This window comes from Pseudomonas sp. R45(2017), from assembly GCF_002112305.1.
Taxonomy (GTDB): Bacteria; Pseudomonadota; Gammaproteobacteria; order Pseudomonadales; family Pseudomonadaceae; genus Aquipseudomonas; species Aquipseudomonas paraglycinae.
On sequence record NZ_NEHH01000005.1, the window covers coordinates 181,110 to 207,126 of the forward strand.

Consider the following 26,017-nt stretch of genomic DNA (forward strand, 5'->3'; position numbering starts at 1 on the left):
TCGATGTATGACGCAAGACACCTCGGTCAGCTCCCTCTCCCTCCGGGAGAGGGCTGGGGTGAGGGCAACAATCTAAAGGCGAACACCCAAACTCAGGGATATTCGAGAACAGCCTTGATCTGCCGCAAATTCCGCTCGATCCACCCCCGATCAATCGCCCCCCACTCACGAATCCGATAGCGCCCCGCATGATTGCGCGCGCCTTCTTCCTGTTCGAACTCGCAGACGATATCCAGATCCGCCAGCGCCGCAATCGTGTCCTGCGCCGTACGCCGGGGCATGCCGGTGACCTCGGTCAGCGCCGGCACGCTGCTCGCCAGGCCGCTGTCGATCAGGTACGCCACGTACAAGCGCCGGTAGAAACTGCTCTTGGTCTTGCTTACGTCCATGCATGCGCTCCGTTGTTTGATGTCTTATTGCATGTCGCGCCACGTCAGGTACACCCGCAGGTCGAACTCAACCTGGTGGTAGCCCGGCAGCATGTGCTCACATAACTTATAGAACGCCTTGTTGTGATCCGACTCCTTGAAGTGCGCCAGCTCGTGCACGACGATCATCTTCAGAAACTCCGGCGCGGCGTCCTTGAACAGCGAGGCGATGCGGATTTCTTTCTTGGCCTTGAGCTTGCCGCCCTGCACCCGCGACACCGTGGTGTGCAGGCCGAGGGCGCGATGAGTCAGGTCAAGGCGGTTGTCGAACAGGACCTTGTCGATGGCCGGGGCGTTGCGCAGGTATTCCTGCTTCAGGTCCAGCGCGTAGCCGTACAACGCCTTGTCGCTCTGCACATCGTGGCGACCCGGATAGCGTTGGCTCAGGTAATCACCGAGGCGGTTGTCGGCGATCAATTGGCGCACCTGATCCTGCAATTGCGCGGGATAGGCCTGGAGGTATTTCAACGCAGTCATGGGGCGGCACAGGTCATGAAAAGGCCGCCAGTGTAGCGAATTCAACCGGCCAACGCGCTCCAGTCGAACGGCTCGGTAAAGCGTGCGGTGTCCTCGGCGACCAACGGCCGCGCCACCAGGAAGCCTTGCACGTACTCGCAACCATGGGCTTGCAGCCACTGGTATTGCTCGACGGTTTCCACGCCTTCGGCAATCACCAGCAAGCCGTATTCCTTGCATAAGTCGATGACCGTGCGCACTAGCGAAGCGTCGCGGGACGAGTCCGGCAATCGGGCAATCAGGTGGCGATCGAGTTTGAGGGTATCCAGTTCCAGATCGCGCAAATGCGCCAGCGAGCAGGCCCCGGAACCGAAATCGTCCAGCGCCACCCGCACCCCGAGATTGCGCAGCAGCTTCAGCTGCTTGCGGGTCTCGTCCGGGTTGATCGTCAGCGCCTCTTCGGTGACTTCCACTTCCATCTGGTGTGGCTGCAAACCATGGCGCTCCAGCACTTGGCGCAATTCAGTGACCAGATTCGGCAGGCCGAACTGGGTGTTGCTCAGGCTCACGCCGATCACCAGATCCCTGGAGAACTCGGACTCCCAAGCCTTACGCTGCCCGGCGCTGCGATGATAGATCCAGCTGCCGAGCCGGCTGATCAGCGTCGCCTCCTCCAGCAACGGCAGGAACAACCCCGGCGGCACATCGCCGACGCTCGGGTGCTGCCAGCGCAGCAACGCCTCGAAACCACGAACGCGACCATCGCCAATGGCCACCTGCGGCTGATACACCAGATTGAAATCGCGGTTCTCGATGGCATTACGCACGCTTTCTTCCAGCATCAGCCGCGACCGCGCACGGCCGTTCATTTCATGATCGTAGAAACGATATTGCTGACGCCCGGCACGCTTGGCCTCGTACATGGCGATGTCCGAGGCGCGCAGCAGACCGTCGAGGTTGTTGCCGCAGTCGGGGTAGGTGGCAATGCCGATACTCGCGCCCAGAGCAATATCGAGGCCTTCGATCTGCTGACAGATCGACACCCGCTCGATGAGTTTTTCAGCAATCTTCGCCGCTTGTTCGGGGAATTCCAGATCCAGCAGCGCGGTGAATTCATCGCCGCCCATCCGCGCCAGAATGTCGAATGGCCGCAGGCACGCTTTCAATTGTTCGGAGACCCAGCGCAACACCCGGTCCCCGGCATCATGGCCGAGGGAATCATTGACCCTCTTGAAACCGTCGAGATCGAGATACATCAACACCCAACTGCTATCCGTGCGCTCGCCGCGCAACAGCAGGTTTTCCACAGTCTGGTAAAAACCCCGGCGATTGAGCAGCCCGGTCAGCGGGTCGGTGACAGCCTGAAATTCCAGCTGCTGATGCAGATGACGCACCACCGACATGTCCAGCACCGTCACCACCATCGCATGTTGTTCACTCGGCAGCGGCGCGCAGGACAAGGCCACTGGCACCTGCTGCCCCGGTGCGGTGCGCAGCGACGCATCGTGTAGACGCAGCGTCTCGCCACGTTTGTACCCGGCGTAAAACTCGGAATCGGCCCACAGCGGAATGTGCGGTTTCTGCAGATAATCGAGAAACTCCTGCCCTTCCAGCTCCTTCACCGGCGCATTGAGCAACCGGGAAATCGCCGGGTTGGCAAAGCGGATCAAACCATCCTCGCCCAACACCAGAATGCCTTCGGCCGCGTTATCCAGCACCGAGGCATTGAAGGCCCGCGCCGATTCCAGATCCTGACTCAAACGCTGCAAGGCCCGGCGATTGCGCTGGTGCTCGAGCAACGCCTGGACTTTCGGCTTGAGAATCTGCGGATCGAACGGTTTGAACAGGTAATCCACCGCACCGCTGGCATAACCCTTGATCACGGCGTCCTGGGACTGCTCGTTGGCAGTGAGGAAAATGATCGGGGTCAGGCGCGTGCGCTGGCTGCCGCGCATCAGCCGCGCGACTTCGAAACCGTCCATGCCCGGCATCTGCACATCCAGCAGCACCAGGTCGATGTCGTGTTCGAGCAACAGGTTGAGGGCTTCGTAACCGGAAGCGGCGGTCAATACCTGCCAGTCCTGGCGCTGCAGCAACGCGCGCATGCTGATCAGGTTTTCAGGGTAATCATCAACGATCAAAAGGACTGAGCTGCCTTCACCTGGCTGGGGTTGCGCGCATTCCATGCTGCTTCTCTTGTCGGGACAACTCGTGTCGGGGCATCTCGGGTCAGTGTTCCGGGCGGCTTCTCGTGAAAACCATACAGTCACCGAGTCTTCACTCTAGTCCGGGATCTGTAAAAGCAATAGCTGTCATCCAGCCATCATTTAACCAAACCGATAGGCAGCCGACTAACGGTCACCGCTGAAGCCCCCGAAAACCGGGAAAGATGGCATTTCGACAGGATGTTGACGCCAATCATCCGCCAGACGGCCGTTAACAAAAAATCCCTCTACGCTTATAAAGGCCGCCCCCAAGAGGCGCGGGCTAGAGCTTCTGGCACGCGCGTGCAAGAGAAATAGAGTGGAAGAACCGACATGATTGATCTCGCAACCTGGAACCTCAGCGTTCCCGTTGGCAGCCCGCCCTACACCGTCGAAACCTCCAAACTGGTGAACGGCTTCAAGGATCAGTACTTCCATTCCGACACCGGCACCCTGTTCTTCTGGTCCCCGGTGACCGGCTCGAAAACCGAAAACGCCATCTACCCGCGCACCGAACTGCGTGAGACCTACAGCAACGGAACATTGCGCAACTGGTATTACCCCGACGCCGACAACCTGCTGCGCGCGACCCTTTCGGTCAACAAGGTGCCCAGCTCCGGCAAGATCGTCATCGGCCAGATCCACGCCTATGAAAGCCAGAAGCCGATGCTCAAGCTTGAATACCAATACAAAGAAAAAACCGAGACCGGCAACCTGGTGATCAAGCTGCGCACCCATCCGGATCAGGACGAAAGCCGCGTCATCACCCTCGCCACCGGGATCAAACTCAATCGCGAGTTCAACTACCTCATTCACCTGAGCCCTGGCGGCGCATTGGGCGTGAGTGCGGCCGGGTATCAGTGGGATTCGCAGATCAGCGCGACGTGGCGCAACAAACCGCTGTATTTCAAGGCTGGCGTGTATGTGCAGGACAACACCGGGTACACCAGTGAGGGTGGGCAGGTGACGTTCAGCAAGCTGGATATCGATCACGATAAATAGCAGCCGCGCGACCGTTTAAGGCTTCTGTTTAAAGGCAGTGCGCGTAACGTCCCGAAGCCTACAACGGCTTGCGTCGCTGCCTACCGGTACGCCAGAATCCGCCGGCTTGTGCGCCTGGAGGGCCATCGGTAACTTGATTCGGGTCACTGATTCGCAGTGATCGGGTTTAGTAGCCCGAGGGTTCGAGCTTGTGCACAAGCATCTGTCAGTCAGGAATTTCGATTCCTGCACCTGATGGCGACTGTGCGCAGGGCATCTTCGGGTGCGCCGGCTTGCTCGAAACCCCGGTCTACTAACCTGCGTACAGTTGCCTCCACTTTGATTAGTAGCCAGAGCGGGGGCACTCCATTCAGGTTTCGAGCAAATGATTAAATCTACGCCTCATCCGCCGGTCACAGACCCGGCCTCTCCCTACGATTCCATCGACCCCAAAAAACTCAACGAAGCCGCCGAGCACGCCCTCGACCACTACCTCTGCCCCGGCGCCCGCATCATGGCCACGGTCAACGAACCCGACCGCATGTACTTCGCCAACCCCGCCTACAACACTGAATCCCTGCTGGCCAATGCCAGCGAAACCCTCGACTCCGCCAGCGAAATGCTCAACAACTTCGCCGCCACCCTCGCCCCCGCCGACCGCAAAACCGCGATAGGCATTGCGCAGTTGGTAATGCTGGGGGAACTGGCGGTGAATCAGGCGCTGGATCACGTCGAGTTAAAGGAATAGCCACCCATAACGGCTCGCTCATCGCGGAATCTCAGAAATGTCCGTAATTGGCGACGTTCTTGCCCCTTACCGATAGGCCATCGCCTACAAGAAATCCGCGCCATAGCGGGTTTCTTAAATGAACGAGTTACACTCGGATCAATTGACTTTGCAGGGAAGAGGTGGAGCTAGAAAAGCCGACTACTGCAGCGCCGATGCCCGGCCTGAGACATTGAGGCGCCCCGCGCTTGGCGCAGGCCCCTCAGAAATAACACCTACCAAGTAAAAGAAGGAACGACTGAACATGACTTATAGCTTTGCAAGCGAACAAGAAGCAGCACGGGCCATGCTGCTGGAAGTAGCCGGGTTACTAAATCGTCAAACTATCGACTACGCGGTGATTGGTGGATGGATTCCTTACCTGTTTAACTCCAAGCCCATTCCCCACACGGGCACCTATGACGTCGACATCATTCTGAATGCGGCGCTGAGTAAAGAGCATGTTATTCGGGCTCTGGACTCAATGGTTAAGGACTCGGGGTACATGCGGGCGCCAAAGAATGCGTTCCAGGTGTACAGAAAGCTGGTGGTCAATGATGAACCAATGATTTTTCATGTGGATTTCCTGCACAGGAAATATGCAGATGATTCAGCCGACCTGATTATGCAGTGGGGGCGTTATGAGTCCATCGCGACCCCGGGAACGGACGTGATCTTCACTGAAAAGGAAGCCAGGCATCAGTTGATATCGGGGCAGGCCATGGACGGTACGGAGACCTCGCTGAAGATCCCCTTCGCCACCGAAGCTGGCTTCCTTTCTGCCAAGGGGCGCTCGGTTGGTTTTGGGAAACGCTTGCGGGATGCCTTCGATATATTCCTCGTCATCAATCAGTCGAACAACATCACTGAACTGACGGAACACAGTAAGCAATTGATGAAGAGCTCAATATTCGCAGCGTCAATGAGTCGTTTGGAGAACGAGTTCAATAATAAATCTGCAGCAGATGACGCCGCTGCATTTATCGTCAAACTTGCTCCCGAACATATTCCGGGCTTTATCGAGGGCGCAGGCGAAGCGCCGTTGGCAAATACTCAAAAGGCCAAAGAGTGGGTTTTAAAAGTGATCAATGATTTTTTGACTGCGATAAAGCCAGTGCGCCGCGCAAGCTGATTCCACTCCGACATCAATCAGAGGGACAGATTTATTTATCTGCTGCTCGATTAAATCAATCTGCCCCCGCTTTCCTTTATTTTCAACTCGACCTACGTATATCAAATACGGGTCGTGCCGACTGGCTTTCGCTTCATTCCTGAGCCGACGGAGTCATTCAACGCCACTACCCGCCCCGCATCCCATTCCCGCTGCAGATCTGCAAACAACTCGCCATTCACTCGCCCCTGATGATTCGCCAACGCTTGAGTCATCGCCTCAGCAATACGCTCGATGATCAAGGCTGGCTTCTCCACTGAACAATGCTTGCGACCAAACTCGATCAGTTGCTGGCGATCCGGATAGGTTTTCACCTTGTTCATCTTGATTGCCAACGTGCGATCAACCAAGGAACGGCCTGATTTGGGACTGTAGTTTTCGTAGACCGTTGTGGTGGTGACATCAAAAACGGGAGCCAATTGCACAGTTTCCAGAGCTTCTGGATGGGTATAAATCACGCCGAAGTTCTTCAGATGCGCATCGCCGTTTCGAACCATGACCGAAAGGCAGACCGAAGCGAAAAAACGCTCCAACTCCCGAAGCGCATCACCATGCCGACAGACCTGGCCAATCACGGCCGCGAGAGTTTCGTAGCTCTGCGAATACTTGTAGTTGTCATGGGGATCCTTATTTAGTCCCAACAGAACCGCCATGTCTTCGAACCCGAGGCGACCGGCCTCGGTCAGGTCAAAACGCTCCATCACAAACAAATCGCCGTTTTCGGACAACCAGAACGGCGGTGTTTCAAGTCCGGCGATGCGAGCCGCTTCCAAGCAGAGAAACTCGTTCTGAGCCAGATGTGCGTACTCATCCGCGCCTGATTTGACGATCAGGTCGGAGCTGAGCATGGTTTTTCGATTGCCGGTGAGCTTGTCCAGGTCCGGAACCAGCACCTTGGGCTGTACACCTGAAATGCCCGACTCGAAATAGGTGTCGACCAGAAACTCGAAAACGCCCTGCGAAACATCGGCAGACAGGATCTCCTGCAATCCAACTTGCGCACGCACGGATACCGGAGTTTCTATCGGATTCTGGTAGGTGAGGCGTCCGATCTGGTTCCCGCCGATGACCGATAACAGGCGCATCTCATCGACTTGCATGTGCTTGGCCATCCGGCGCTTGATCTGATCCGCCAGAAACCCTTCAGGCACATTCATATCGAAGATCGGATGCAGCACGTTGCTCACCGAGGGCGTCGGGTCATAGGGCATGACCAGTGAGACTTCCCTTGTTGCATCGGCGGTTTCATAAACAAAGGAAAACTGCGATCCCTTGGACAGCGCACCAGCGAAGCCTTGCGGCGTGGTGACGTTGAGCCTTTTGACTTTACTCATCGTGCTCTACCAGATCGGCCAGGGATTTGAGGTCAATGCGGTTATCAACAATTTCCAGCGCCATGCCCAGCGCTGCCAGCACCCTGAACGCGGTGTAGAGCGCGACATTCTCGCCGGCCTCAAGGTCAATGATGGTTTTGCGGCTGCATTTGGCTCTGTGGGCCAATATCGCTTGGCTGTAGCCTTTGGCCCGACGCAATTGCCGAATTCTTTCACCGAAAACAGCGGGATTGGGGAGCAGCATAAATGTCACCCATATGGGACTTTTTATAATCTGGAATCGATTATGTCCGTTATGGGTGACATTTCAAGCGCCTTACGTCAGTCGACTGCTTGATAAAACTCCAGGCAAAAAAACCCGCCTCACGGCGGGTTTCTTTCAAATCAGTTCAACACCCAGTCTCAATTGACCTTGGCGTTCAACTCACCCTTCAGATAACGCTGATACATGCTTTCCAGCGAGATCGGCTTGATCTTCGAAGCGTTGCCGGCAGTACCGAAAGCTTCGTAACGAGCGATACATACATCACGCATCGCCTTCACGGTTTCGCCGAAGAATTTACGTGGGTCGAACTCGCTCGGGTTGGTGGCCATCAGGCGACGCATGGCGCCGGTGGATGCCAGGCGCAGGTCGGTGTCGATGTTGACCTTGCGCACGCCGTGCTTGATGCCTTCGACGATTTCTTCAACCGGTACGCCGTAGGTTTCTTTGATGTCGCCGCCGTACTGGTTGATGATCGCCAGCCACTCTTGCGGAACCGACGAGGAACCGTGCATCACCAGGTGGGTGTTCGGGATGCGCTTGTGGATTTCCTTGATGCGGTCGATCGCCAGCACGTCACCGGTAGGTGGCTTGGTGAACTTGTAGGCGCCGTGGCTGGTGCCGATGGCGATGGCCAGGGCATCAACCTGAGTCTTCTTGACGAAGTCAGCGGCTTCTTCCGGGTCGGTCAGCATCTGGCTGTGATCCAGAACGCCTTCGGCGCCGATGCCGTCTTCTTCACCGGCCATGCCGGTTTCCAGCGAACCCAGGCAGCCCAGCTCGCCTTCAACCGAAACGCCGCAGGCGTGAGCCATGGCGACGGTTTGTTGGGTCACGCGGACGTTGTATTCGTAGTCGGTCGGGGTCTTGCCGTCTTCGCCGAGGGAGCCGTCCATCATCACCGAGCTGAATCCCAGCTGGATCGAGCGCTGGCAGACGTCAGGGCTGGTGCCGTGGTCCTGGTGCATGCACACCGGGATGTGCGGGAATTCTTCGATCGCCGCCAGGATCAGGTGACGCAGGAACGGGGCGCCGGCGTATTTGCGGGCACCGGCCGAAGCCTGAACGATCACCGGGGAGTCAGTCTTGTCAGCGGCTTCCATGATGGCGCGCATCTGCTCAAGGTTGTTGACGTTGAAGGCTGGAACGCCGTAGCCGAACTCGGCTGCGTGGTCCAGCATCTGGCGCATGCTGATAAGTGCCATTGTGTGTGTCTCTCCCGGTTTGGGTCGTTAATCGTGCCAGCCTGCCGGAGCGGCGGCGGCTATTCAAGTGATTGCAGATCGGGGGTTGAGGCCCGGCCTGGTGATTCGATAAAGCAAATTCTGTTTTATTCGGCTTTGCAGCCCCGACCGATCAGATCATTGGTGGCGACCCAGTAAACCAGGCCTTCATTACCTTTGATGTGAAACGCCAGCATGTCGTCGCTGTACAACGCGCCCGAGGCGCCCGGCTCTTCTTTCAGGCGATAGACCTGATCACCGCCTCCCAGGCGCACATCGACTTCCTTGCGGGCGGCATCGGTGAAGCGCCACAGCACCTTGGCCTGGCTGTCGCAGGTCCAGGTGGTCCAGTTATCTACAGGCGCGGACGACTGGAACGGGTTCCACTGCGCACAACCACCCAACAATCCCAGTGCCGCAACGGCGATCAAGCCTTTCATCCGTGTTCCTCGACCGGCAGCGCACGCCGCCGGACTTGAGTAAAGAGTCAGACCGGTCAAGGACAACCATGTTCCTTGGCCGGGGTTTGCGTCTCGTATTTGTCCAGACCGTCCGGGCCCGAGCGCTTGTTCAGCACCGGGTTGGTTTCGGCCTGCCAGTCGGCCTGGTAACAGCCTTTCTGTGCCTCGCCGGGTGCCGGCTCCGGCGCAGCCTTCGGGTTACTCCCGCAGGCTGCCAATGTACCGGTCAGCAACAACAGCGCTAACGACTTGACCATCTGAACACTCCTTTGCCTGGCCAATCGGGCGGCCTCAGGCCTTGGCCCGGCTTTCCAGGACTTCAACGGCCGGCAGCACCTTGCCCTCGACGAATTCGAGGAACGCGCCACCGCCGGTGGAAATGTAGGAGATCTTTTCCGCCACGCCATATTTATCGATGGCCGCCAGGGTGTCGCCACCACCGGCAATCGAGAACGCCGCGCTTTCGGCGATGGCTTCGGCCAGCACTTTGGTGCCGTTGCCGAACTGGTCGAATTCGAACACGCCGACCGGGCCGTTCCACAGGATGGTTTTCGACGACTTCAGCAGTTCGGCGAAGTTGGCCGCGGTTTGCGGGCCGATGTCGAGGATCATGTCGTCGGCAGCGACGTCAGCGATCAGCTTCACGGTCGCTTCAGCGCTTTCAGCGAATTCCTTGGCAACTACCACGTCGACCGGCAGCGGCACGCTGACCTTGGCGGCAATGGCGCGAGCGGTGTCCAGCAGGTCCGGCTCGTACAGCGACTTGCCGACCGGGTGACCGGCCGCAGCGAGGAAGGTGTTGGCGATGCCGCCGCCGACGATCAGTTGATCGCAGATCTGGCTCAGGCTGTTCAGCACGTCGAGTTTGGTCGAGACCTTGGAACCGGCAACGATGGCCGCCATCGGCTTGGCCGGGGCGCCCAGGGCTTTGCCCAGTGCGTCGAGCTCAGCAGCCAGCAGCGGGCCGGCAGCGGCGACCTTGGCGAACTTGGCAACGCCGTGGGTCGAGCCTTCGGCGCGGTGAGCGGTGCCGAAAGCGTCCATCACGAACACGTCGCACAGGGCGGCATATTGCTGGGCCAGTTCGTCGGCGTTCTTTTTCTCGCCCTTGTTGAAGCGCACGTTTTCGAACAGCACGATGTCGCCGGCCTTGACGTCAACGCCGCCCAGGTAATCAGCCACCAGCGGCACTTCGCGGCCCAGAGCCTTGCTCAGGTAATCGGCGACAGGCTTGAGGCTGTTCTCGGCGGAGAATTCGCCTTCGGTCGGACGACCCAGGTGCGAGCAGACCATCACGGCCGCGCCTTTTTCCAGGGCCAGCTTGATGGTCGGCAGCGAAGCCAGGATACGCGCATCACTGGTGACAACACCGTCCTTGACTGGGACGTTGAGGTCTTCGCGGATCAATACGCGCTTACCTTGCAGATCGAGGTCGGACATCTTCAACACGGTCATGGGTCGCACTTCCTACGGTTTTTTTGAAGTCGCTGTTTGCAGATAGTGCTCTGCAACATCCAGCATTCGGTTGGCAAAACCCCATTCGTTGTCGAACCAGGCCAGGATGTTCACCAGCCGTGGGCCGGAAACGCGGGTCTGACTGGCATCGACGATGGCCGAATGTGGGTCATGGTTGAAATCACAGCTTGCGTGAGGCAATTCGGTGTAGGCCAACAGACCTTTGAGCGGGCCGCTGGTGGCGGCGTCGCGCAGGATCCGGTTGACCTCGCCGGCGTCGGTGTCGCTCGCGGTCTGCATCGTGATGTCGAGGCAGGACACGTTGACCGTCGGCACGCGTACGGCTTTGGCCTGAATTCGCCCGGCAAGTTCCGGCAGCAGGCGCTCGATACCACGCGCCAGACCGGTGGACACCGGGATCACCGACTGGAACGCCGAACGGGTGCGGCGCAGGTCTTCGTGGTGATAGGCGTCGATCACCGGCTGATCGTTCATCGCCGAGTGAATCGTGGTGATCGATACGTAATCCAGGCCGACCGCCTGATCCAGCAGACGCAACAGCGGCACGCCGCAGTTGGTGGTGCAGGAGGCGTTGGACACCAGCAGTTCGTCGCCGGTCAGGCAATCCTGATTGACGCCGTAAACGATGGTGGCGTCGACATCCGCCTCGCTGGCCATCGGCTGCGAAAACAGCACACGCGGCGCGCCGGCGTCGAGGAAACGCTGGCCGTCTGCGCGGGTGTGCCAGGCGCCGGAGCATTCGAGCACCAGATCGACGCCCAGCGACGCCCAATCGATGCCTTCGGGAGTGGCACTGCGCAGGACCTTCACGCAGTCGCCATTAATATGCAGACAATCGCCGTCGACCTTCACCTCGCCCGGAAACCGGCCGTGAGTGGAGTCGAAGCGTGTCAGGTATTCGATGCTGGCCATGTCGGCCAGATCGTTGATCGCGACAATCTCAAACCCGGCCTTCTCGCCTCGCTCGAACAACGCACGCAAGACGCAACGACCAATCCGGCCGTAGCCGTTGAGTGCAACTTTGTAGGGACGCGGTTGAGGCATGGGGTTCTCGATTACCGTGGTGTATCAGTCAAAGCGATGTTGCCTGACCGACCGCCATCGCGGGCAAGCCCGCTCCCACAGGGATCTACATCGCCCATGTGGGAGCGGGCTTGCCCGCGATGGCGTCAGTTAAGACGACACCTGATCTGGATCAGTCTTCCAGCAGCTCTTCAGCCTGACCCAGGATGTTTTCCAGGGTGAAGCCGAACTCTTCGAACAGTGCCGAAGCCGGAGCCGATTCGCCGTAGGTGGTCATGCCGATCACGCGACCTTCCAGACCCACGTACTTGAACCAGAAGTCGGCATGGGCCGCTTCGATCGCGATACGTGCGCCAACCTGCAACGGCAGGACCGATTGCTTGTAGCTGGCGTCCTGAGCGTCGAACGCGCTGGTGCATGGCATGGAAACCACGCGCACCTTGCGGCCCTGCTCGGTCAGTTTGTCGTAGGCCTGAACGGCCAGACCGACTTCCGAACCGGTGGCGATCAGAATCAGCTCAGGCTCGCCTGCGCAGTCCTTCAGCACGTAACCACCACGACGGATGTCGGCGATCTGGCCGGCATCACGGGTTTGGTGCTGCAGGTTCTGACGCGAGAAGATCAGCGCCGAAGGGCCGTCCTTGCGCTCCAGCGCGTTTTTCCAGGCCACGGCCGATTCAACGGCATCGGCTGGACGCCAGGTGTCGAGGTTCGGCGTGCTGCGCAGGCTGGTCAGTTGCTCGATCGGCTGGTGCGTCGGGCCGTCTTCGCCCAGACCGATGGAGTCGTGGGTGTAGACGTGGATCACACGCTGCTTCATCAGAGCGGACATGCGCACTGCGTTGCGGGCGTATTCCATGAACATCAGGAAGGTCGCGCCGTAAGGGACCAGACCGCCGTGCAGGGCAACGCCGTTCATGATGGCGGTCATGCCGAATTCGCGCACGCCGTAGTACATGTAGTTGCCGCTGGCGTCTTCGGCGCTGACGCCTTTGCAGCCTTTCCACAGGGTCAGGTTGGAACCGGCCAGGTCAGCCGAACCGCCCAGCACTTCCGGCAGCAGCGGGCCGAACGCGTTCAGGGCGTTCTGGCTGGCTTTACGGCTGGCGATGGTTTCGCCTTTGGCCGCAACGTCGGCGATGTAGGCATCGGCCTTCTCGGAGAAGTCGGCCGGCAGCTCGCCGCTCAGGCGACGGATCAGTTCGTTGGCTTCGGTCGGGAACGCGGCGGAGTAAGCAGCGAAACGCTGATCCCACTCGGCTTCGGCGGCGCGGCCTTTCTCCTTGGCATCCCACTCGGCATAGATGTCGGCCGGGATTTCGAACGGACCGTGGTTCCAGTTCAGCGCCTGACGGGTCAGGGCGATTTCCGCGTCACCCAGCGGGGCGCCGTGGCAATCTTCCTTGCCTTGCTTGTTCGGCGAACCGAAACCGATGGTGGTCTTGCAGCAGATCAGGGTCGGCAACGGGCTCTTGCGAGCGGTCTCGATGGCGGTCTTGATCTCTTCCGGGTCGTGACCGTCAACGTTGCGGATCACTTGCCAGTTGTACGATTCGAAACGCTTCGGCGTGTCGTCGGTGAACCAGCCTTCGACTTCGCCGTCGATGGAAATGCCGTTGTCATCGTAGAAGGCGATCAGCTTGCCCAGGCCCAGAGTGCCGGCCAGGGAAGCGACTTCGTGGGAAATGCCTTCCATCATGCAGCCATCACCCAGGAACACGTAGGTGTGGTGGTCGACGATGTTGTGGCCAGGACGGTTGAACTGCGCGCCCAGTACTTTTTCTGCCAGGGCGAAGCCCACGGCGTTGGCCAGGCCCTGACCCAGCGGGCCGGTGGTGGTTTCAACGCCCGGGGTGTAACCGAATTCCGGGTGGCCCGGGGTACGGCTGTGCAGTTGACGGAATTGCTTCAGGTCGTCGATCGACAGGTCGTAGCCGGTCAGGTGCAGCAGCGAGTAGATCAACATCGAGCCGTGGCCGTTGGACAGCACGAAGCGGTCACGGTCGGCGAACGATGGATTGCTCGGGTTGTGCTTGAGGTAGTCGCGCCAAAGCACTTCGGCGATATCTGCCATACCCATAGGGGCACCGGGATGGCCGCTGTTGGCTTTTTGCACGGCATCCATGCTGAGGGCACGAATGGCGTTGGCACGCTCACGACGGCTAGGCATCGCTGATCTCCTGGGTGTGAATAGATTGAAACGGAAAAAAGGAGGGCATTTTCCCTCACCCGAGCGCCTCGGGGCAATGACAGATAGTCATCCGGAGGCGTTTTTCCAATGGATAACACCGGTTTCGGTTGGTGAAACCTTTCCGCTGTTCGTTTGTAGAGTTAACCGGGCGGTGAGAAGTGCAATCGAATGCGCCATCCATCGAGCAATATCAAAACTTTTTGATATAGACCTTGCGATGCCTTCAGGCCGTCACTAGACTGCCAGCCCTATGAACTTACGCGTGCCTTCCATTCGCCATGACGATTGCGACGAGCTGGCGGCCCTGTGCAAGGCCGGCGGCGATCCGCTGCGGCTGAATGTATTGCGCGCCCTGGCCAACGACTCGTTCGGCGTACTGGAACTGGCGCAGATTTTCGATATCGGCCAGTCCGGCATGAGCCATCACCTTAAAGTGCTGGCGCAGGCGGATCTGGTGGCGACTCGCCGCGAAGGCAATGCGGTGTTCTATCGCCGCGCCCTGCCCCACACCGAGTTGCTGGGCGGCAAGTTGCACGCGGCATTGTTAGAAGAAGTCGACAATCTGGCGCTGCCGGCTGACGTGGAAACCCGGATCGCACAGGTTCACGGGCAACGTGCGGCCAACAGCCAGGACTTTTTCGCCCGGGTCGCAGAGAAATTCCGCGCCCAGCAGGATTTGATTGCCGGCCTGCCGCAGTACCGTGAAAGCGTGCTGGCCCTGCTCGACAAACTGAACTTCAATGGCGCTGCCACGGCCATTGAAGTCGGCCCCGGCGATGGAGCTTTCCTGCCGGAACTGGCGCGTCGCTTCGGCACCGTAACCGCACTGGACAACAGCGCGGCGATGCTCGAACTGGCCCGTCAGGTATGTGAACGTGAACAGCTGGCTAACGTCAGCCTGCAATTGGCCGATGCATTGAATGGCGTGAGCCTTCAGGCCGATTGCGTGGTGTTGAACATGGTGTTGCACCATTTCGCCGCGCCGGCCGAAGCGCTCAAGCACATGGCCAGCCTGCTGCAACCGGGCGGTAGCCTGCTCGTGACAGAGTTATGTAGCCACAACCAGAGTTGGGCCAGGGAGGCCTGCGGTGATCTGTGGTTGGGGTTTGAACAGGACGATCTGGCCCGTTGGGCCACCGCTGCGGGACTCGTTCCCGGGGAAAGCCTCTATGTAGGCTTACGTAATGGTTTCCAGATCCAGGTCCGCCATTTTCAGCGACCGGCTGGCGACACTCACCATCGGTAAATTCAGGAAAACATCGAGATGAGCGAATACTCCCTCTTCACCTCCGAGTCCGTGTCTGAAGGACATCCGGACAAAATCGCCGACCAGATTTCCGATGCAGTGCTGGACGCCATCATCGCCCAGGACAAGCACGCACGCGTTGCCGTGGAAACCCTGGTCAAGACTGGCGTGGCCATCGTTGCCGGTGAAGTGACCACCAGCGCCTGGGTCGACCTGGAGCAGATCGTTCGTGACGTGATCTGCGACATCGGTTACACCAGCTCCGAAGTCGGCTTCGACGGCGCTACCTGCGGCGTGATGAACATCATCGGCAAGCAGTCCCCTGACATCAACCAGGGCGTTGACCGTGCCAAGCCTGAAGATCAGGGCGCCGGCGACCAGGGCCTGATGTTCGGTTACGCCAGCAACGAAACCGACGTGCTGATGCCGGCACCGATCACCTTCTCGCACCAACTGGTTCAGCGTCAGGCCGAAGCCCGTAAATCGGGTCTGCTGCCTTGGCTGCGTCCGGACGCCAAGTCCCAAGTGACCTGCCGTTACGAAGGCGGCAAGGTTGTGGGTATCGACGCTGTTGTTCTGTCGACCCAGCACAACCCTGAAGTGTCGTACAAAGACCTGCGCGAAGGCGTGATGGAGCTGATCGTCAAGCACGTGCTGCCTGCCGAACTGCTGAGCAAGGACACCCAGTTCCACATCAACCCGACCGGCCAGTTCATCATTGGCGGCCCGGTAGGTGACTGCGGTCTGACCGGTCGCAAGATCATCGTCGACAGCTACGGCGGCATGGCCCGTCACGGCGGTGGCGCGTTCTCCGGTAAAGATCCATCCAAGGTTGACCGTTCGGCTGCCTACGCTGGCCGTTATGTTGCCAAGAACATCGTGGCTGCCGGCCTGGCCGAGCGTTGCGAGATCCAGGTTTCCTACGCGATCGGTGTGGCCCAGCCTACTTCGATCTCGCTGAACACCTTCGGCACCGGCAAGATCAGCGATGACAAGATCATCAAACTGGTCCGCGAAGTGTTCGACCTGCGTCCATACGCGATCACCACCATGCTGGACCTGCTGCACCCGATGTACCAGGAAACCGCAGCCTACGGCCACTTCGGCCGTGCTCCGCAGACCAAGACTGTTGGCGAAGACACCTTCTCCACGTTCACCTGGGAAAAAACCGACCGCGCCGACGCTCTGCGTTCCGCCGCCGGCCTGTAATTTTCCTGGCGGTACGAGAAGCCCCGCACGGTTCGCCGTGCGGGGCTTTTTCATGGCCGCGAAACAACCGGCAAAACAGCCGCCCGGCCCACTTCAAAATCCCGGCTAGCCTTCAGGTATCTCCCTGAGCAAGGACGCTCACAATGCTTGCCACACTGCGCCTGTTTCTGTTTTTCCTGCCGTTTTTCCACCTCAACACCTTCGCTGCCGACTGCCCCGACTGGACCGCCGCCCGGGCTTCGAGCGAAGTCGTCGCCCTGCAGCAACAGATCGACCGCTGGGACGACGCCTATCATCGCGAAGGCCGCTCGGTGATCGCCGATGAGCTCTACGATCAGTCCCGCTTGCGTCTGAACCAATGGCGCCGGTGCTTCAAACTTCCCTCACCGCCCGAGCCGTTGCGCACCGCATCAGGCCCGGTTGCGCACCCGGTCGCTCACACTGGCCTGGACAAACTTCATGACGCGGCGGACATCGCGACCTGGCTGCGCGACCGAAAGGATGTCTGGGTACAACCCAAGGTCGATGGCGTGGCGGTGACGTTGATCTATCGCAACGGCCGACTGCATCAGGCGATCAGTCGCGGGGACGGCGTTCGCGGGCAGGACTGGACCGCGTCGGCAAAAAAGATCGGAGCCATTCCGCAACAGCTGACGCAACCGCAGGATCTGCTGGTGCAAGGCGAACTCTACTGGCGCTTGAACGGACACATGCAGGCACGTGCCGGCAGCGCCAATGCTCGAGCCACCGTGGCCGGGCTGCTGGGGCGCAAGGATCTCGACGCGGAACACGCTGCCGGCATCGGGCTGTTTGTCTGGGACTGGCCGCAAGGGCCGAAGGACTTGCCGGAGCGAATCGCGGCGCTGACGCAGTTCGGTTTTCCCACCACCGAGCCCTACAGCCAGGCCGTCGCCAGCCTGAACGAAGCGCAACACTGGCGCGATCACTGGTATCGCTCGCCATTGCCATTCGCCACGGACGGAGTGGTTCTGCGCCAGAGCCTGCGACCGCCCGCCGAACGCTGGCAGGCTCGTCCGCCCTACTGGGCCGTCGCCTGGAAGTACCCTTTCGCCCAGGCGCTGGCCGATGTGCGCAAGGTGAACTTCAAGATCGGCCGCACCGGGCGCATCACGCCGGTGCTTGAACTGTCGCCGGTTATGCTCGATGACCGGCAGATCAAACGGGTCAGCGTCAGTTCGCTCAGGCGTTGGCAGGAGCTGGACATTCGGCCCGGCGATCAGGTCGCAATCAGCCTGGCCGGGCTGACGATCCCGCGCCTCGACAGCGTGGTACTGCGGAGTACCGAACGCGCCGATTTGACCATTCCGCTCGCCAGCGACTTTCACGCCCTGAGCTGCTGGCAACCGACGCCAGGCTGCGAAAGCCAGTTCCTCGCACGCCTCACCTGGCTGAGCGGCAAGCAAGGTCTCGCCCTACCGCATGTCGGTCGCGGCACCTGGGAGAAACTTCTGGAAACAGGCCGCCTGAACAGCCTGCTGGATTGGTTGACCCTCGACGGGCCGGAGCTTGCTAACATTGCCGGTCTCGGCGAGCGCAGCAGTGCCCGCCTGCTGCACAGTTTTCACAGCGCCCGCCAACGGCCGTTCCTGCAGTGGCTCAAAGCCCTGGGGCTGCCACCGACCGGTCAGGCAACACTCGCCGATTCATGGCAGGCGCTGGCACAACGCAACACCGAACAATGGCAGGCAGAAGCCGGAATCGGCCCGGGCCGCTCGGCGCAATTGAGCGCCTTTTTTCGCGACCCGCAGGTACTGGCCCTGAGTGAAACCCTGCAAGCCGCCGGCGTCGACGGCTTCTGAACACGCAATCCCCGGCCCGCCGGGAACCCAATGTCCGCCGGAGCGCTCCAACAGCGCAGTGCTTCACCGACCCGATTGCCTTTGCACATGGAGCTTTTATGAAATTTCTCGCACCGCTCGCCCTGCTGTCTTTCTGCGCAGTCCTCGCCGCCCCCGTGATGGCCGATGAAGACGCGCCGGGCCTGACCGGTTGTGCCGCCAAGAAGCAGGGCATCATCAACCAGATCGAACAGGCCAAGTCCCGCGGCAACGCCGACCAGCAGGCCGGCCTCGAAACCGCCCTGCGCGAAGTCACCGAACACTGCACCGACGCCGGCCTGAAGAAAGAACGCGAAAACAAGGTGCTCGACGCCAAGCATGAAGTGAGCAAGCGTCAGGCTGATCTGGACAAGGCCATGAAGAAAGGCGATCCGGAGAAGATCGACAAGCGCAAGAACAAGCTCGCCGAATCGCGCAAGGAATTGCAGGACGCGCTGGACGAACTCGACAAGTAAGAAAGCCGGGGATCACAGCCAAAAACCGTGATCCCTTGAACATCAGTGGTCGCGAAACTCTTTATGGCAGGCACTGCAGGCATCTTCGACTTTCTGCACGGCCGGCCCCAGGTTGCTGGCCTTGTAAGGTTGAACCTTGCTGGCGATCACCAGTTCACCGGTGGCCGCTTCAAGGGTGCGGGCCATTTCCTGGAAGCGGGCCTGTTTCTGCCAGACATCGTCCTTGGCGCTGGTGTGATCTTCCTCACGCACCTGCGGGAAATGTTTCCACGGCTCATGGGACAACGCATCGAGCTTGACCGCACCTTCCGCAAATTTCGGCCCGTCGAAGGCGATGCGTCCGCGCAGCATGCCGCCCAGGTCTTCGCCGGTCTTGAGCATCTGCTTGAAGATCGCCTTGCGCTGACCCAGCGGGGAATTCGGGTCGACACCGCCACAGGCGGACAAGGTCAGACAGGCCAGCAATACAACAGAAATTCTTTTAAGAGTCATGGTGGCTTCAGGTCACGGAAATCGGCGGCCAGTATCCTCGGGTCACCGCCAAACACCAATAGCCCTATTAACAATAAGGGTTGCTTGAGCGCATGGAGCACTTCTGCAACCGGCACAGGAAATTCTCCATGAACAGCCGTTTCAAGGCCTGGCGTCATCCGCTCATCGCGACCCTCCCGCTGCTGGCGATCCTCGCCGGCTGCACCGGTGGCGACAGCGCCAAGCCGAAAACCCACGCCCTGGCCACGTACTCCAGCGCCACCTGGGAAGCATTGCCTGCGGTGTCCGATAGCGACCTGGTGGCCGGTTTCGGTTCGTGGCGCAGCGCCTGCACCCGGCTCAAGGCTGACCCGGTCTGGGGCGCGACCTGTGCGGCAGCCGCCAACGTGCCGCAAAAAGCCGGCGACATTCGCACGTTCCTCAAGCAGAACCTCGACGTCTTCGGCCTTCGCGCCGAGAACGACAACCCCAACGGTCTGATCACCGGCTATTACGAACCGGTCTATCCCGGCAGCCTGACGCAAACCGCCACCGCCAACGTGCCGGTGTATGGCGTGCCCGAGGACATGATCATAGTCTCGCTGGACAGCATTTACCCTGAACTCAAAGGCAAGCGCCTGCGCGGCCGCCTCGAAGGTCGTGTGCTGAAGCCTTACGACGACGCGGCGACCATCGAGAGCCAGGGCGTCAAGGCGCCGGTCGTGGCGTGGCTGACCGACCCGATGAACCTGCAATTCCTGCAGATTCAGGGTTCGGGGCGGATCCAGACCGATGACGGTCGCCAGCTGCGCATCGCCTACGCCGACCAGAACGGTCATCCGTACCGGCCGATCGGCCGCTGGCTGGTGGAACAGGGCGAGCTGAAAAAAGAAGAAGTGACCATGGGCGCGATCAGCAACTGGGCCAAGGCCAACCCGTCGCGCATTCCGGAACTGCTGGCGAGCAATCCGAGCTACGTGTTCTTCACCCGCAACCCGGACAGCAACGAAGGCCCGCGCGGCTCGCTGAACGTGCCGCTGACCGCCGGTTACAGCGCGGCTGTGGACCGCAAGGTGATTCCGCTGGGCAGCCTGTTGTGGCTCTCGACCACCCGCCCGGACGGCACGGCGCTGGTACGCCCGGTCGCTGCGCAGGACACCGGCGGCGCGATTGCCGGCGAAGTTCGTGCGGATCTGTTCTGGGGCACCGGCGATGCCGCCGGGCAACTGGCCGGCGACATGAAGCAGCAAGGGCAGATCTGGATGCTCTGGCCAAAAGGCGCGGCACTGCCGCAAGTACCGCAGGTGGCCGACAAGCCGTAAGTACAATGCAAAAGATCGCAGGCCTCGTCAGCCTGCGATCTTTTCAGGTTCAGACCGAAACGAAGAAGAAGCTGGCAATCAGCACCATCCCGACAAACCAGACCAACGAGCGCAAAGCCGCCCAGTCCGCCAGATAGCAAATGATGTAAAGCAGGCGACTGGTGATGAACAGCACCGCCAGCACATTGACCGTCACCAGCTCTGCCGTGCCCACCAGGTGCGCGACGATCACCGCCGCCGCAAACGCCGGGGTCACTTCAAAACTGTTCAGTTGCGCCGCATGGGCACGGCGCGCCACGCCATCCACGCTGTCCAGAAAGTCCCGGGGATCATGATTGTCCCGCAGTCTGAAACCACCCGAGGCCTTGGCCACGACGGTGCACAGATAGGGCAGAAAGATCGCGATCAACACACACCACAAAGCCACCGTCATAACACCGTCCTTCTTTCGAGTTTTAGAGTTGCCGGGCGCTCAGAACTTCATCACCAGCATGCCGATCAGCACCAGCCCACAGGCTAAGAGCCGCGGCCGGCCGAAAGGTTCTTTCAGGTAACGCATACCGAACAGCACCACCAGAATCACGCTGATTTCACGCAACGCCGCCGCTTCGGCAATCGAGCCCAACTGCATCGCCCACAGCACCAGAGCGTAGCTGAACAACACGCAGAACCCGACCGCCAGTCCCAGCTTCCATTGCTCGCGCCAGAACAGCTTGAACGCCGGACGCTTGGCCACCCACGCCAGCATCGGGAAAGGCCAGGCACTGAGCAGCGTGACCCAGACCAGGTAATCCAGCGGATGCGACCAGCGCCGCAGCGCCTGGCCATCGATGTAGGTGTAGCAACCGATGCACAAGCCGATCAGCGCCACCACCGGCAGCATCGACCACGGCAAGTGTTTCCCGCCGCCGCCCTGCCAGAGCAGGCAAGCCATGCCCAGCGGGATCAGCAGGATCCCGAAGATCTGCTGGGTGGTCAGCACTTCACCGGCGAAGATCAGGGTCAGCGCCAGCACCACCAGCGGCGACAATCCGCGCATCAACGGATAGACCAGCCCCAGATCGCCGACCCGATAGGCCTGGATGAGCAGATAACGATAGAGCAGCTCGAACGCCGCCGACGCCAGAATCCAAGGCCAGATTTCCGGCGGTGGCAGGCTGATGAAAGGGAACGCCAGCGCGACGAACAACAGCGCCACGGTGTCCATGCAGGCCACCACCAGCAGCCGCTCGGCGCTGAACTTGATCAACGTATTCCACGCTGCGTGCAACAGCGCCGCCACCAACACCAGAGCTGTCGCCAGCACGTGCCACTCCTTGATTCTTGTTGTTGAGCCTGAGCCAATTAGTCAGATTATTGATTCGCGATGTGTCAGCAGCTGTTTATACTGCAAGCGACCACGCCGCACTCAGTTGCGCACAGATAAATTCCAATAATTCCTGCCTGCCCCGTTCTCGTCCGAGACCGGTCGCCGGCCTGCGTATGCCTGATCAAAGCGTCAAGACTACCGACAGAGACCTTGCGCATGCCACTCGCCTTGCTTGCACTCGCTGTTGCCGCTTTCGGCATCGGCACCACTGAATTCGTCATCATGGGCCTGCTGCCCGATGTCGCCCGCGACCTCGCCGTGAGCATTCCCCACGCTGGCCTGTTGATCACCGGCTACGCCCTGGGCGTAGTGTTCGGTGCGCCGATCCTCGCGATCGGCACCGCCAACATGCCGCGCAAGGCCACGTTGCTGGGCATGACGCTGATGTTCATCCTCGGCAACGTGCTGTGCGCACTGGCGCCGAACTACGCAACGCTGATGGCGGCGCGGGTGGTCACCGCGCTGTGCCACGGCGCGTTCTTCGGCATCGGTTCGGTGGTGGCCGCCGGGCTGGTCGCGCCGAACAAACGGGCGCAGGCGATTGCCATGATGTTCACCGGTCTGACCCTGGCCAACGTTCTCGGCGTACCGCTGGGCACTGCGCTCGGCCAGTACGCCGGCTGGCGTTCGACCTTCTGGGCGGTCTCGGTGATCGGTGTGATCGCCGCCCTCGCCCAATGGCTGTGGTTGCCGAAACATATCCCGATGGACAAGGCCAACCTCGCCAGCGAATTCAAGGTGCTGGGCAAGGTCAACGTGTTGCTGGCGCTGGGCATGAGTGTGCTGGCCTCCACCAGCCTGTTCAGCGTGTTCACCTACATTGCGCCGATTCTGCAGGACATCACCGGCGTCAGCCCTCACGGCGTGACCGTGATGCTGCTGTTGTTCGGCGTCGGCCTGACCGGCGGCAGCATGCTCGGCGGGCGCCTGGCCGACAGCCGTCTGTTGCCGTCGCTGGTGGGTGTGGCGCTGGCGGTGGTGGTGATTCTGGCGGCGTTCAGCCAGACCAGTCGTTCGGTGGTTCCGGCGGCGATCACGCTGGTGCTGTGGGGGATTTTTGCCTTCGCCCTGTGCCCGATCCTGCAACTGCTGATCATCGATCAGGCGCATGAAGCACCGAACCTCGGTTCGACCCTGAACCAGAGCGCGTTCAACCTCGGCAATGCCGCCGGTGCTTGGATTGGCGGGCTGGTGGTGGCCAGCGGCGCGGACCTGGCGGACTTGCCTTGGACGGGCGCGCTGGTGGGTGTGCTGACCGTGCTGACGGCGCTGTTTTTCATCTACCTGCAACGTCGGGGTGTCGCTGCGGTCAATGTGTCCGGCTGATTTTCCCGGGGGACACAATTGTGTCCCCACCCGGCGTCAGCCCATCCAACCCTTGCGTCCATGAACGGGCGCGCTGTCTTTCCACCCCCCATCCAAAGGACCCCGGATGCTTGAACTCGTCGCCGCTTTCATCTGCCTCACCACCCTCCTCACCTTTGTGAATTTCCGCTTCATCGGCCTGCCTCCGACCATCGGCGTGATGGTTACCGCGCTGATGTTTTCCCTGTTGCTGCAAGGCCTGAGCCTGCTCGGCTACCCCGGCCTCGAAGAGCGCGTGCAGCAATTGATCGGCCAGATCGACTTCGGCGATCTGCTGATGAACTGGATGCTCTCGTTCCTGCTGTTCGCCGGTGCCTTGCACGTGAACCTCAACGACCTGCGCAGCTACCGTTGGCCCATCGGCCTGCTGGCAACCTTCGGCGTACTGATCGCCACCGCCGTGATCGGCAGCCTCGCCTATTACATTTTTGCCCTGTTCGGCTGGCACGTGAGCTTCCTCTACTGCCTGTTGTTCGGCGCGCTGATTTCCCCGACCGACCCGATCGCGGTACTCGGAGTGCTGCGTACGGCCAACGCCTCGAAGCCGCTGAAGACCACCATCGTTGGCGAATCACTGTTCAACGACGGCACCGCCGTGGTGGTGTTCACCGTGCTGCTTGGCATCGCGCAACTGGGCGAAACCCCGACCGTCGGCGCCACGGCCATGCTGTTTGCCCACGAAGCCATCGGCGGCGTGCTGTTCGGCGGGCTGATCGGTTATCTGGTGTACCTGATGATCAAAAGCATCGAGCAGCACCAGATCGAAGTCATGCTGACTTTGGCGCTGGTGATTGGCGGTTCAGCGATGGCCACCGAGCTGCACGTCTCGGCACCGATTGCGATGGTGGTCGCCGGTCTGATCATCGGTAACCTCGGTCGCAACCTGGCGATGAACGACATGACGCGCAAATACCTGGACGGTTTCTGGGAATTGCTCGACGACATGCTCAACGCGCTGCTGTTCGCGCTGATCGGGATGGAGCTGTTGCTGCTGCCGTTCAACTGGTTGCACGTGGCGGCAGCAAGTCTGCTGGCGCTGGCGATTCTGCTGTCGCGCCTGCTCACCGTGGCCCCGGCCATCGTCCTGTTGCGCCGCTGGCGCACCGTGCCTCGCGGCACTATCCGGATCCTGACCTGGGGTGGTTTGCGCGGCGGAGTTTCGGTGGCACTGGCACTGGCCCTGCCGCTGGGCCCGGAGCGCGATCTGCTGCTGAGCATCACTTACATCGTGGTGCTGTCATCGATCCTGTTGCAGGGCCTGACCATCGGCAAACTGGTCAAGCACGCAACGCGCGACGAGCCGGCGAGCGCTGCCGAGCCCGTGCACCATTGATCATTTCTTGATCTGCTGCGGATCGGGCTTTTCGGCCTGATCCGCAGACTCTTTCGGAGCGCCGCTTTCACTGCGGATCTGCGCATGACTGATCAGGGCGAAGATGAAACTGCCGCCGATGATGTTGCCCGCCAGGGTCGGCCCGGCAAACACCGCCCAGAAATCACTCCACGGCAACTCGCCGGCAAACACCAGATACGACACCTCCGCCGACCCCACCACGATATGAGTGAAATCGCCCAGTGCCATCAGATAGGTGATGAGGATGATGATCCACATCTTCGCGCTCTCCATGGACGGAATCATCCAGACCATGGTGGCAATCATCCAGCCCGAGACAATGCCCTTGGCGAACATCTGGCTGGCGTGGTTTTCCATGACCTTGCGGCCGATTTCGAGGAAGGCTACGTCAGTCTTGCTGTCGAAGATCGGCAGTTCGAGCATCACGTAGGCCACCAGAATCGTCCCGCACAGGTTGCCGAACAGCACCACCGTCCAGAGCCGGATCAACCGACCGAAATTGGCCAGGGTCGGTTTGGTCATCACGGGCAGCACGGCGGTCAGGGTGTTTTCGGTGAACAGTTGCTGGCGGGCGAGGATCACCGCGAGAAAACCCGCGCAGTAGCCGAAGCTGGCGATCACCTTGAATTCGTCGCCCTCGGGCAGACGCGAGTTGAGCAGGCCCATGCCCATCAGCGAGAGGCCCATGGTCAGCCCGGCCGCGAGCGCCGACCACCACAACGCGGCGATGCTGCGCTCCAGTTCCTGGTCGCCCTGTTTGCGGATGATTTCATGCAGAACCGCCGCGCGGGGCGGCTGGTTTTTCTCGACTTCGTGCTGTTCCTTGGCCGAGAGATCGGGGGTCTTGCCGTCTGTAGGTGTGGTCATGGCGGGAAACCGGTGGCGGGGTCATAAGGCTACGACACGCGCCGCTCGGCTTCCGTTCGCCGGTGTGACGCGATTACTCGGTAACGGGCACGTCATCCTTGAACTGGTCTTTGACATACCTGATCTCGGTTCGCCCGTGCGGCGCCGGCAAGCCGTCTTCGCCGAGGTTGACGAAGACCATCTTCTCGACGGTCAGGATGCTCTTGCGGGTGATCTTGTTGCGCACTTCGCAGGTCAGGGTGATCGAGGTGCGGCCGAACTCGGTGGCGGTGATGCCCAGTTCGATGATGTCGCCCTGGCGCGAGGCGCTGACAAAGTTGATCTCGGAAATGTACTTGGTCACCACGCGCTGGTTGCCCAGTTGAACGATGGCGTAGATCGCCGCTTCTTCGTCGATCCAGCGCAGCAGGCTGCCGCCGAACAGGGTGCCGTTGGGGTTGAGGTCTTCGGGTTTTACCCACTTGCGGGTGTGGAAATTCATCTTCACTCCTGAGCGTCTTGCCGAATGATGGCGCCATCTTGGC

Annotated in this window: 26 protein-coding genes; 10 read left to right on the forward strand and 16 right to left on the reverse strand. The window is 60.4% G+C overall.

The annotated features are described in order from the left end of the window. Positions 1 to 92: 92 nt before the first annotated feature. Genes CAF74_RS13320 through CAF74_RS13330 form a run of 3 tightly spaced genes read right to left on the reverse strand, consistent with a single transcriptional unit; the run spans position 93 to position 3,070 of the window. Positions 93 to 389: a helix-turn-helix domain-containing protein gene (locus CAF74_RS13320; RefSeq protein ID WP_007894945.1), complete on the reverse strand. Its 297-nt coding sequence runs from the start codon at positions 387 to 389 to the stop codon at positions 93 to 95. Between the two features lie 24 nt (positions 390 to 413). Next, entirely contained in the window at positions 414 to 905 is a 492-nt protein-coding gene (locus CAF74_RS13325) for a M48 family metallopeptidase (protein WP_085746657.1), read from the reverse strand. Between the two features lie 41 nt (positions 906 to 946). After that, complete coding sequence (locus CAF74_RS13330; protein WP_085746658.1) at positions 947 to 3,070, reverse strand: bifunctional diguanylate cyclase/phosphodiesterase; 2,124 nt, start codon at positions 3,068 to 3,070, stop codon at positions 947 to 949. Positions 3,071 to 3,421: 351 nt separating this feature from the next. Here CAF74_RS13330 and CAF74_RS13335 point away from each other — a divergent pair, with 351 nt between their 5' ends. The 3 genes from CAF74_RS13335 to CAF74_RS13345 all read left to right on the forward strand — a co-directional run bounded on the left by CAF74_RS13335 (position 3,422) and on the right by CAF74_RS13345 (position 5,967). Next, positions 3,422 to 4,090, forward strand: a complete 669-nt coding sequence (locus CAF74_RS13335) for a polysaccharide lyase family 7 protein (protein ID WP_011336318.1) — start codon at positions 3,422 to 3,424, stop codon at positions 4,088 to 4,090. 364 nt (positions 4,091 to 4,454) lie between these two features. Next, positions 4,455 to 4,817, forward strand: a complete 363-nt coding sequence (locus CAF74_RS13340) for a DUF6124 family protein (protein ID WP_085746659.1) — start codon at positions 4,455 to 4,457, stop codon at positions 4,815 to 4,817. Positions 4,818 to 5,100: 283 nt separating this feature from the next. Then, positions 5,101 to 5,967 carry a hypothetical protein gene (locus CAF74_RS13345; RefSeq protein ID WP_085746660.1) on the forward strand — a complete coding sequence of 289 codons (867 nt, stop codon included), beginning with the start codon at positions 5,101 to 5,103 and terminating at the stop codon, positions 5,965 to 5,967. 101 nt (positions 5,968 to 6,068) lie between these two features. Here CAF74_RS13345 and CAF74_RS13350 read toward each other — a convergent pair whose 3' ends face one another. From CAF74_RS13350 to tkt, 8 genes are all read right to left on the reverse strand, one after another. Beyond that, on the reverse strand, positions 6,069 to 7,340 hold the full coding sequence (locus tag CAF74_RS13350) for a type II toxin-antitoxin system HipA family toxin (protein WP_085746661.1): 1,272 nt from the start codon (positions 7,338 to 7,340) through the stop codon (positions 6,069 to 6,071). Further along, on the reverse strand, positions 7,333 to 7,584 hold the full coding sequence (locus CAF74_RS13355; RefSeq protein ID WP_085746662.1) for a helix-turn-helix transcriptional regulator: 252 nt from the start codon (positions 7,582 to 7,584) through the stop codon (positions 7,333 to 7,335). Before CAF74_RS13355 ends, CAF74_RS13350 begins: the two co-directional genes overlap by 8 nt. A gap of 158 nt (positions 7,585 to 7,742) precedes the next feature. After that, positions 7,743 to 8,807, reverse strand: coding sequence for a class II fructose-bisphosphate aldolase (gene fba, locus CAF74_RS13360; RefSeq protein ID WP_007959708.1), 1,065 nt, complete (start codon positions 8,805 to 8,807; stop codon positions 7,743 to 7,745). A gap of 125 nt (positions 8,808 to 8,932) precedes the next feature. After that, positions 8,933 to 9,265, reverse strand: coding sequence for an MliC family protein (locus tag CAF74_RS13365; protein ID WP_039767975.1), 333 nt, complete (start codon positions 9,263 to 9,265; stop codon positions 8,933 to 8,935). A gap of 56 nt (positions 9,266 to 9,321) precedes the next feature. Then, on the reverse strand, positions 9,322 to 9,543 hold the full coding sequence (locus CAF74_RS13370) for a hypothetical protein (RefSeq protein ID WP_085697808.1): 222 nt from the start codon (positions 9,541 to 9,543) through the stop codon (positions 9,322 to 9,324). A gap of 34 nt (positions 9,544 to 9,577) precedes the next feature. Next, positions 9,578 to 10,741 (reverse strand): phosphoglycerate kinase, encoded by a 1,164-nt coding sequence (locus CAF74_RS13375; protein WP_011336326.1) that lies wholly within the window; start codon positions 10,739 to 10,741, stop codon positions 9,578 to 9,580. 12 nt (positions 10,742 to 10,753) lie between these two features. Next, complete coding sequence (gene epd / locus CAF74_RS13380) at positions 10,754 to 11,806, reverse strand: erythrose-4-phosphate dehydrogenase (protein WP_039767974.1); 1,053 nt, start codon at positions 11,804 to 11,806, stop codon at positions 10,754 to 10,756. 151 nt (positions 11,807 to 11,957) lie between these two features. Next, on the reverse strand, positions 11,958 to 13,955 hold the full coding sequence (gene tkt, locus CAF74_RS13385) for a transketolase (RefSeq protein ID WP_085608891.1): 1,998 nt from the start codon (positions 13,953 to 13,955) through the stop codon (positions 11,958 to 11,960). Positions 13,956 to 14,226: 271 nt separating this feature from the next. Here tkt and CAF74_RS13390 point away from each other — a divergent pair, with 271 nt between their 5' ends. From CAF74_RS13390 to CAF74_RS13405, 4 genes are all read left to right on the forward strand, one after another. Then, entirely contained in the window at positions 14,227 to 15,222 is a 996-nt protein-coding gene (locus CAF74_RS13390; protein WP_007959700.1) for a metalloregulator ArsR/SmtB family transcription factor, read from the forward strand. 18 nt (positions 15,223 to 15,240) lie between these two features. After that, on the forward strand, positions 15,241 to 16,431 hold the full coding sequence (gene metK / locus CAF74_RS13395) for a methionine adenosyltransferase (RefSeq protein WP_027610621.1): 1,191 nt from the start codon (positions 15,241 to 15,243) through the stop codon (positions 16,429 to 16,431). 143 nt (positions 16,432 to 16,574) lie between these two features. Beyond that, complete coding sequence (ligB, locus tag CAF74_RS13400; RefSeq protein WP_085746663.1) at positions 16,575 to 18,251, forward strand: NAD-dependent DNA ligase LigB; 1,677 nt, start codon at positions 16,575 to 16,577, stop codon at positions 18,249 to 18,251. Between the two features lie 98 nt (positions 18,252 to 18,349). After that, positions 18,350 to 18,745, forward strand: coding sequence for a DUF1090 domain-containing protein (locus tag CAF74_RS13405; protein ID WP_007959697.1), 396 nt, complete (start codon positions 18,350 to 18,352; stop codon positions 18,743 to 18,745). Between the two features lie 42 nt (positions 18,746 to 18,787). Here CAF74_RS13405 and CAF74_RS13410 read toward each other — a convergent pair whose 3' ends face one another. Further along, positions 18,788 to 19,237 carry a cytochrome c gene (locus tag CAF74_RS13410; RefSeq protein ID WP_007959696.1) on the reverse strand — a complete coding sequence of 150 codons (450 nt, stop codon included), beginning with the start codon at positions 19,235 to 19,237 and terminating at the stop codon, positions 18,788 to 18,790. Between the two features lie 128 nt (positions 19,238 to 19,365). Here CAF74_RS13410 and CAF74_RS13415 point away from each other — a divergent pair, with 128 nt between their 5' ends. After that, on the forward strand, positions 19,366 to 20,538 hold the full coding sequence (locus CAF74_RS13415; protein WP_085746664.1) for a murein transglycosylase A: 1,173 nt from the start codon (positions 19,366 to 19,368) through the stop codon (positions 20,536 to 20,538). Between the two features lie 49 nt (positions 20,539 to 20,587). Here the strand turns inward: CAF74_RS13415 and CAF74_RS13420 are convergent, their stop codons facing one another. Together CAF74_RS13420 and CAF74_RS13425 are read right to left on the reverse strand one after the other, a co-directional pair. After that, on the reverse strand, positions 20,588 to 20,971 hold the full coding sequence (locus CAF74_RS13420; protein WP_085746665.1) for an MAPEG family protein: 384 nt from the start codon (positions 20,969 to 20,971) through the stop codon (positions 20,588 to 20,590). Between the two features lie 39 nt (positions 20,972 to 21,010). Next, complete coding sequence (locus tag CAF74_RS13425; RefSeq protein WP_085746666.1) at positions 21,011 to 21,844, reverse strand: EamA family transporter; 834 nt, start codon at positions 21,842 to 21,844, stop codon at positions 21,011 to 21,013. A 219-nt stretch (positions 21,845 to 22,063) separates the two neighbouring features. Here CAF74_RS13425 and CAF74_RS13430 point away from each other — a divergent pair, with 219 nt between their 5' ends. Together CAF74_RS13430 and CAF74_RS13435 are read left to right on the forward strand one after the other, a co-directional pair. Continuing rightward, positions 22,064 to 23,233: an MFS transporter gene (locus tag CAF74_RS13430; RefSeq protein ID WP_007959692.1), complete on the forward strand. Its 1,170-nt coding sequence runs from the start codon at positions 22,064 to 22,066 to the stop codon at positions 23,231 to 23,233. Positions 23,234 to 23,339: 106 nt separating this feature from the next. Continuing rightward, complete coding sequence (locus CAF74_RS13435; protein ID WP_085746667.1) at positions 23,340 to 24,605, forward strand: sodium:proton antiporter; 1,266 nt, start codon at positions 23,340 to 23,342, stop codon at positions 24,603 to 24,605. Here the strand turns inward: CAF74_RS13435 and CAF74_RS13440 are convergent, their stop codons facing one another. Then, positions 24,606 to 25,493 (reverse strand): formate/nitrite transporter family protein, encoded by an 888-nt coding sequence (locus CAF74_RS13440; RefSeq protein WP_085746668.1) that lies wholly within the window; start codon positions 25,491 to 25,493, stop codon positions 24,606 to 24,608. Positions 25,494 to 25,566: 73 nt separating this feature from the next. Continuing rightward, a complete protein-coding gene (locus CAF74_RS13445; RefSeq protein ID WP_011336338.1) occupies positions 25,567 to 25,974 on the reverse strand; it encodes an acyl-CoA thioesterase in 408 nt (135 codons plus the stop codon). Between the last annotated feature and the right edge of the window lie 43 nt (positions 25,975 to 26,017).

Coding starts and splice junctions, on each gene's coding strand:
- CAF74_RS13370 (WP_085697808.1), bottom strand. CDS start 9,543: ATGGTCAAGTCGTTAGCGCTGTTGTTGCTGACCGGTACATTGGCAGCC.
- metK (WP_027610621.1), top strand. CDS start 15,241: ATGAGCGAATACTCCCTCTTCACCTCCGAGTCCGTGTCTGAAGGACAT.
- fba (WP_007959708.1), bottom strand. CDS start 8,807: ATGGCACTTATCAGCATGCGCCAGATGCTGGACCACGCAGCCGAGTTC.
- CAF74_RS13410 (WP_007959696.1), bottom strand. CDS start 19,237: ATGACTCTTAAAAGAATTTCTGTTGTATTGCTGGCCTGTCTGACCTTG.
- CAF74_RS13375 (WP_011336326.1), bottom strand. CDS start 10,741: ATGACCGTGTTGAAGATGTCCGACCTCGATCTGCAAGGTAAGCGCGTA.
- CAF74_RS13435 (WP_085746667.1), top strand. CDS start 23,340: ATGCTTGAACTCGTCGCCGCTTTCATCTGCCTCACCACCCTCCTCACC.
- CAF74_RS13420 (WP_085746665.1), bottom strand. CDS start 20,971: ATGACGGTGGCTTTGTGGTGTGTGTTGATCGCGATCTTTCTGCCCTAT.
- CAF74_RS13350 (WP_085746661.1), bottom strand. CDS start 7,340: ATGAGTAAAGTCAAAAGGCTCAACGTCACCACGCCGCAAGGCTTCGCT.
- CAF74_RS13340 (WP_085746659.1), top strand. CDS start 4,455: ATGATTAAATCTACGCCTCATCCGCCGGTCACAGACCCGGCCTCTCCC.
- CAF74_RS13335 (WP_011336318.1), top strand. CDS start 3,422: ATGATTGATCTCGCAACCTGGAACCTCAGCGTTCCCGTTGGCAGCCCG.
- CAF74_RS13445 (WP_011336338.1), bottom strand. CDS start 25,974: ATGAATTTCCACACCCGCAAGTGGGTAAAACCCGAAGACCTCAACCCC.
- tkt (WP_085608891.1), bottom strand. CDS start 13,955: ATGCCTAGCCGTCGTGAGCGTGCCAACGCCATTCGTGCCCTCAGCATG.
- CAF74_RS13355 (WP_085746662.1), bottom strand. CDS start 7,584: ATGCTGCTCCCCAATCCCGCTGTTTTCGGTGAAAGAATTCGGCAATTG.
- CAF74_RS13345 (WP_085746660.1), top strand. CDS start 5,101: ATGACTTATAGCTTTGCAAGCGAACAAGAAGCAGCACGGGCCATGCTG.
- CAF74_RS13440 (WP_085746668.1), bottom strand. CDS start 25,493: ATGACCACACCTACAGACGGCAAGACCCCCGATCTCTCGGCCAAGGAA.
- ligB (WP_085746663.1), top strand. CDS start 16,575: ATGCTTGCCACACTGCGCCTGTTTCTGTTTTTCCTGCCGTTTTTCCAC.
- CAF74_RS13365 (WP_039767975.1), bottom strand. CDS start 9,265: ATGAAAGGCTTGATCGCCGTTGCGGCACTGGGATTGTTGGGTGGTTGT.
- CAF74_RS13320 (WP_007894945.1), bottom strand. CDS start 389: ATGGACGTAAGCAAGACCAAGAGCAGTTTCTACCGGCGCTTGTACGTG.
- CAF74_RS13390 (WP_007959700.1), top strand. CDS start 14,227: ATGAACTTACGCGTGCCTTCCATTCGCCATGACGATTGCGACGAGCTG.
- CAF74_RS13430 (WP_007959692.1), top strand. CDS start 22,064: ATGCCACTCGCCTTGCTTGCACTCGCTGTTGCCGCTTTCGGCATCGGC.
- CAF74_RS13405 (WP_007959697.1), top strand. CDS start 18,350: ATGAAATTTCTCGCACCGCTCGCCCTGCTGTCTTTCTGCGCAGTCCTC.
- CAF74_RS13415 (WP_085746664.1), top strand. CDS start 19,366: ATGAACAGCCGTTTCAAGGCCTGGCGTCATCCGCTCATCGCGACCCTC.
- epd (WP_039767974.1), bottom strand. CDS start 11,806: ATGCCTCAACCGCGTCCCTACAAAGTTGCACTCAACGGCTACGGCCGG.
- CAF74_RS13330 (WP_085746658.1), bottom strand. CDS start 3,070: ATGGAATGCGCGCAACCCCAGCCAGGTGAAGGCAGCTCAGTCCTTTTG.
- CAF74_RS13325 (WP_085746657.1), bottom strand. CDS start 905: ATGACTGCGTTGAAATACCTCCAGGCCTATCCCGCGCAATTGCAGGAT.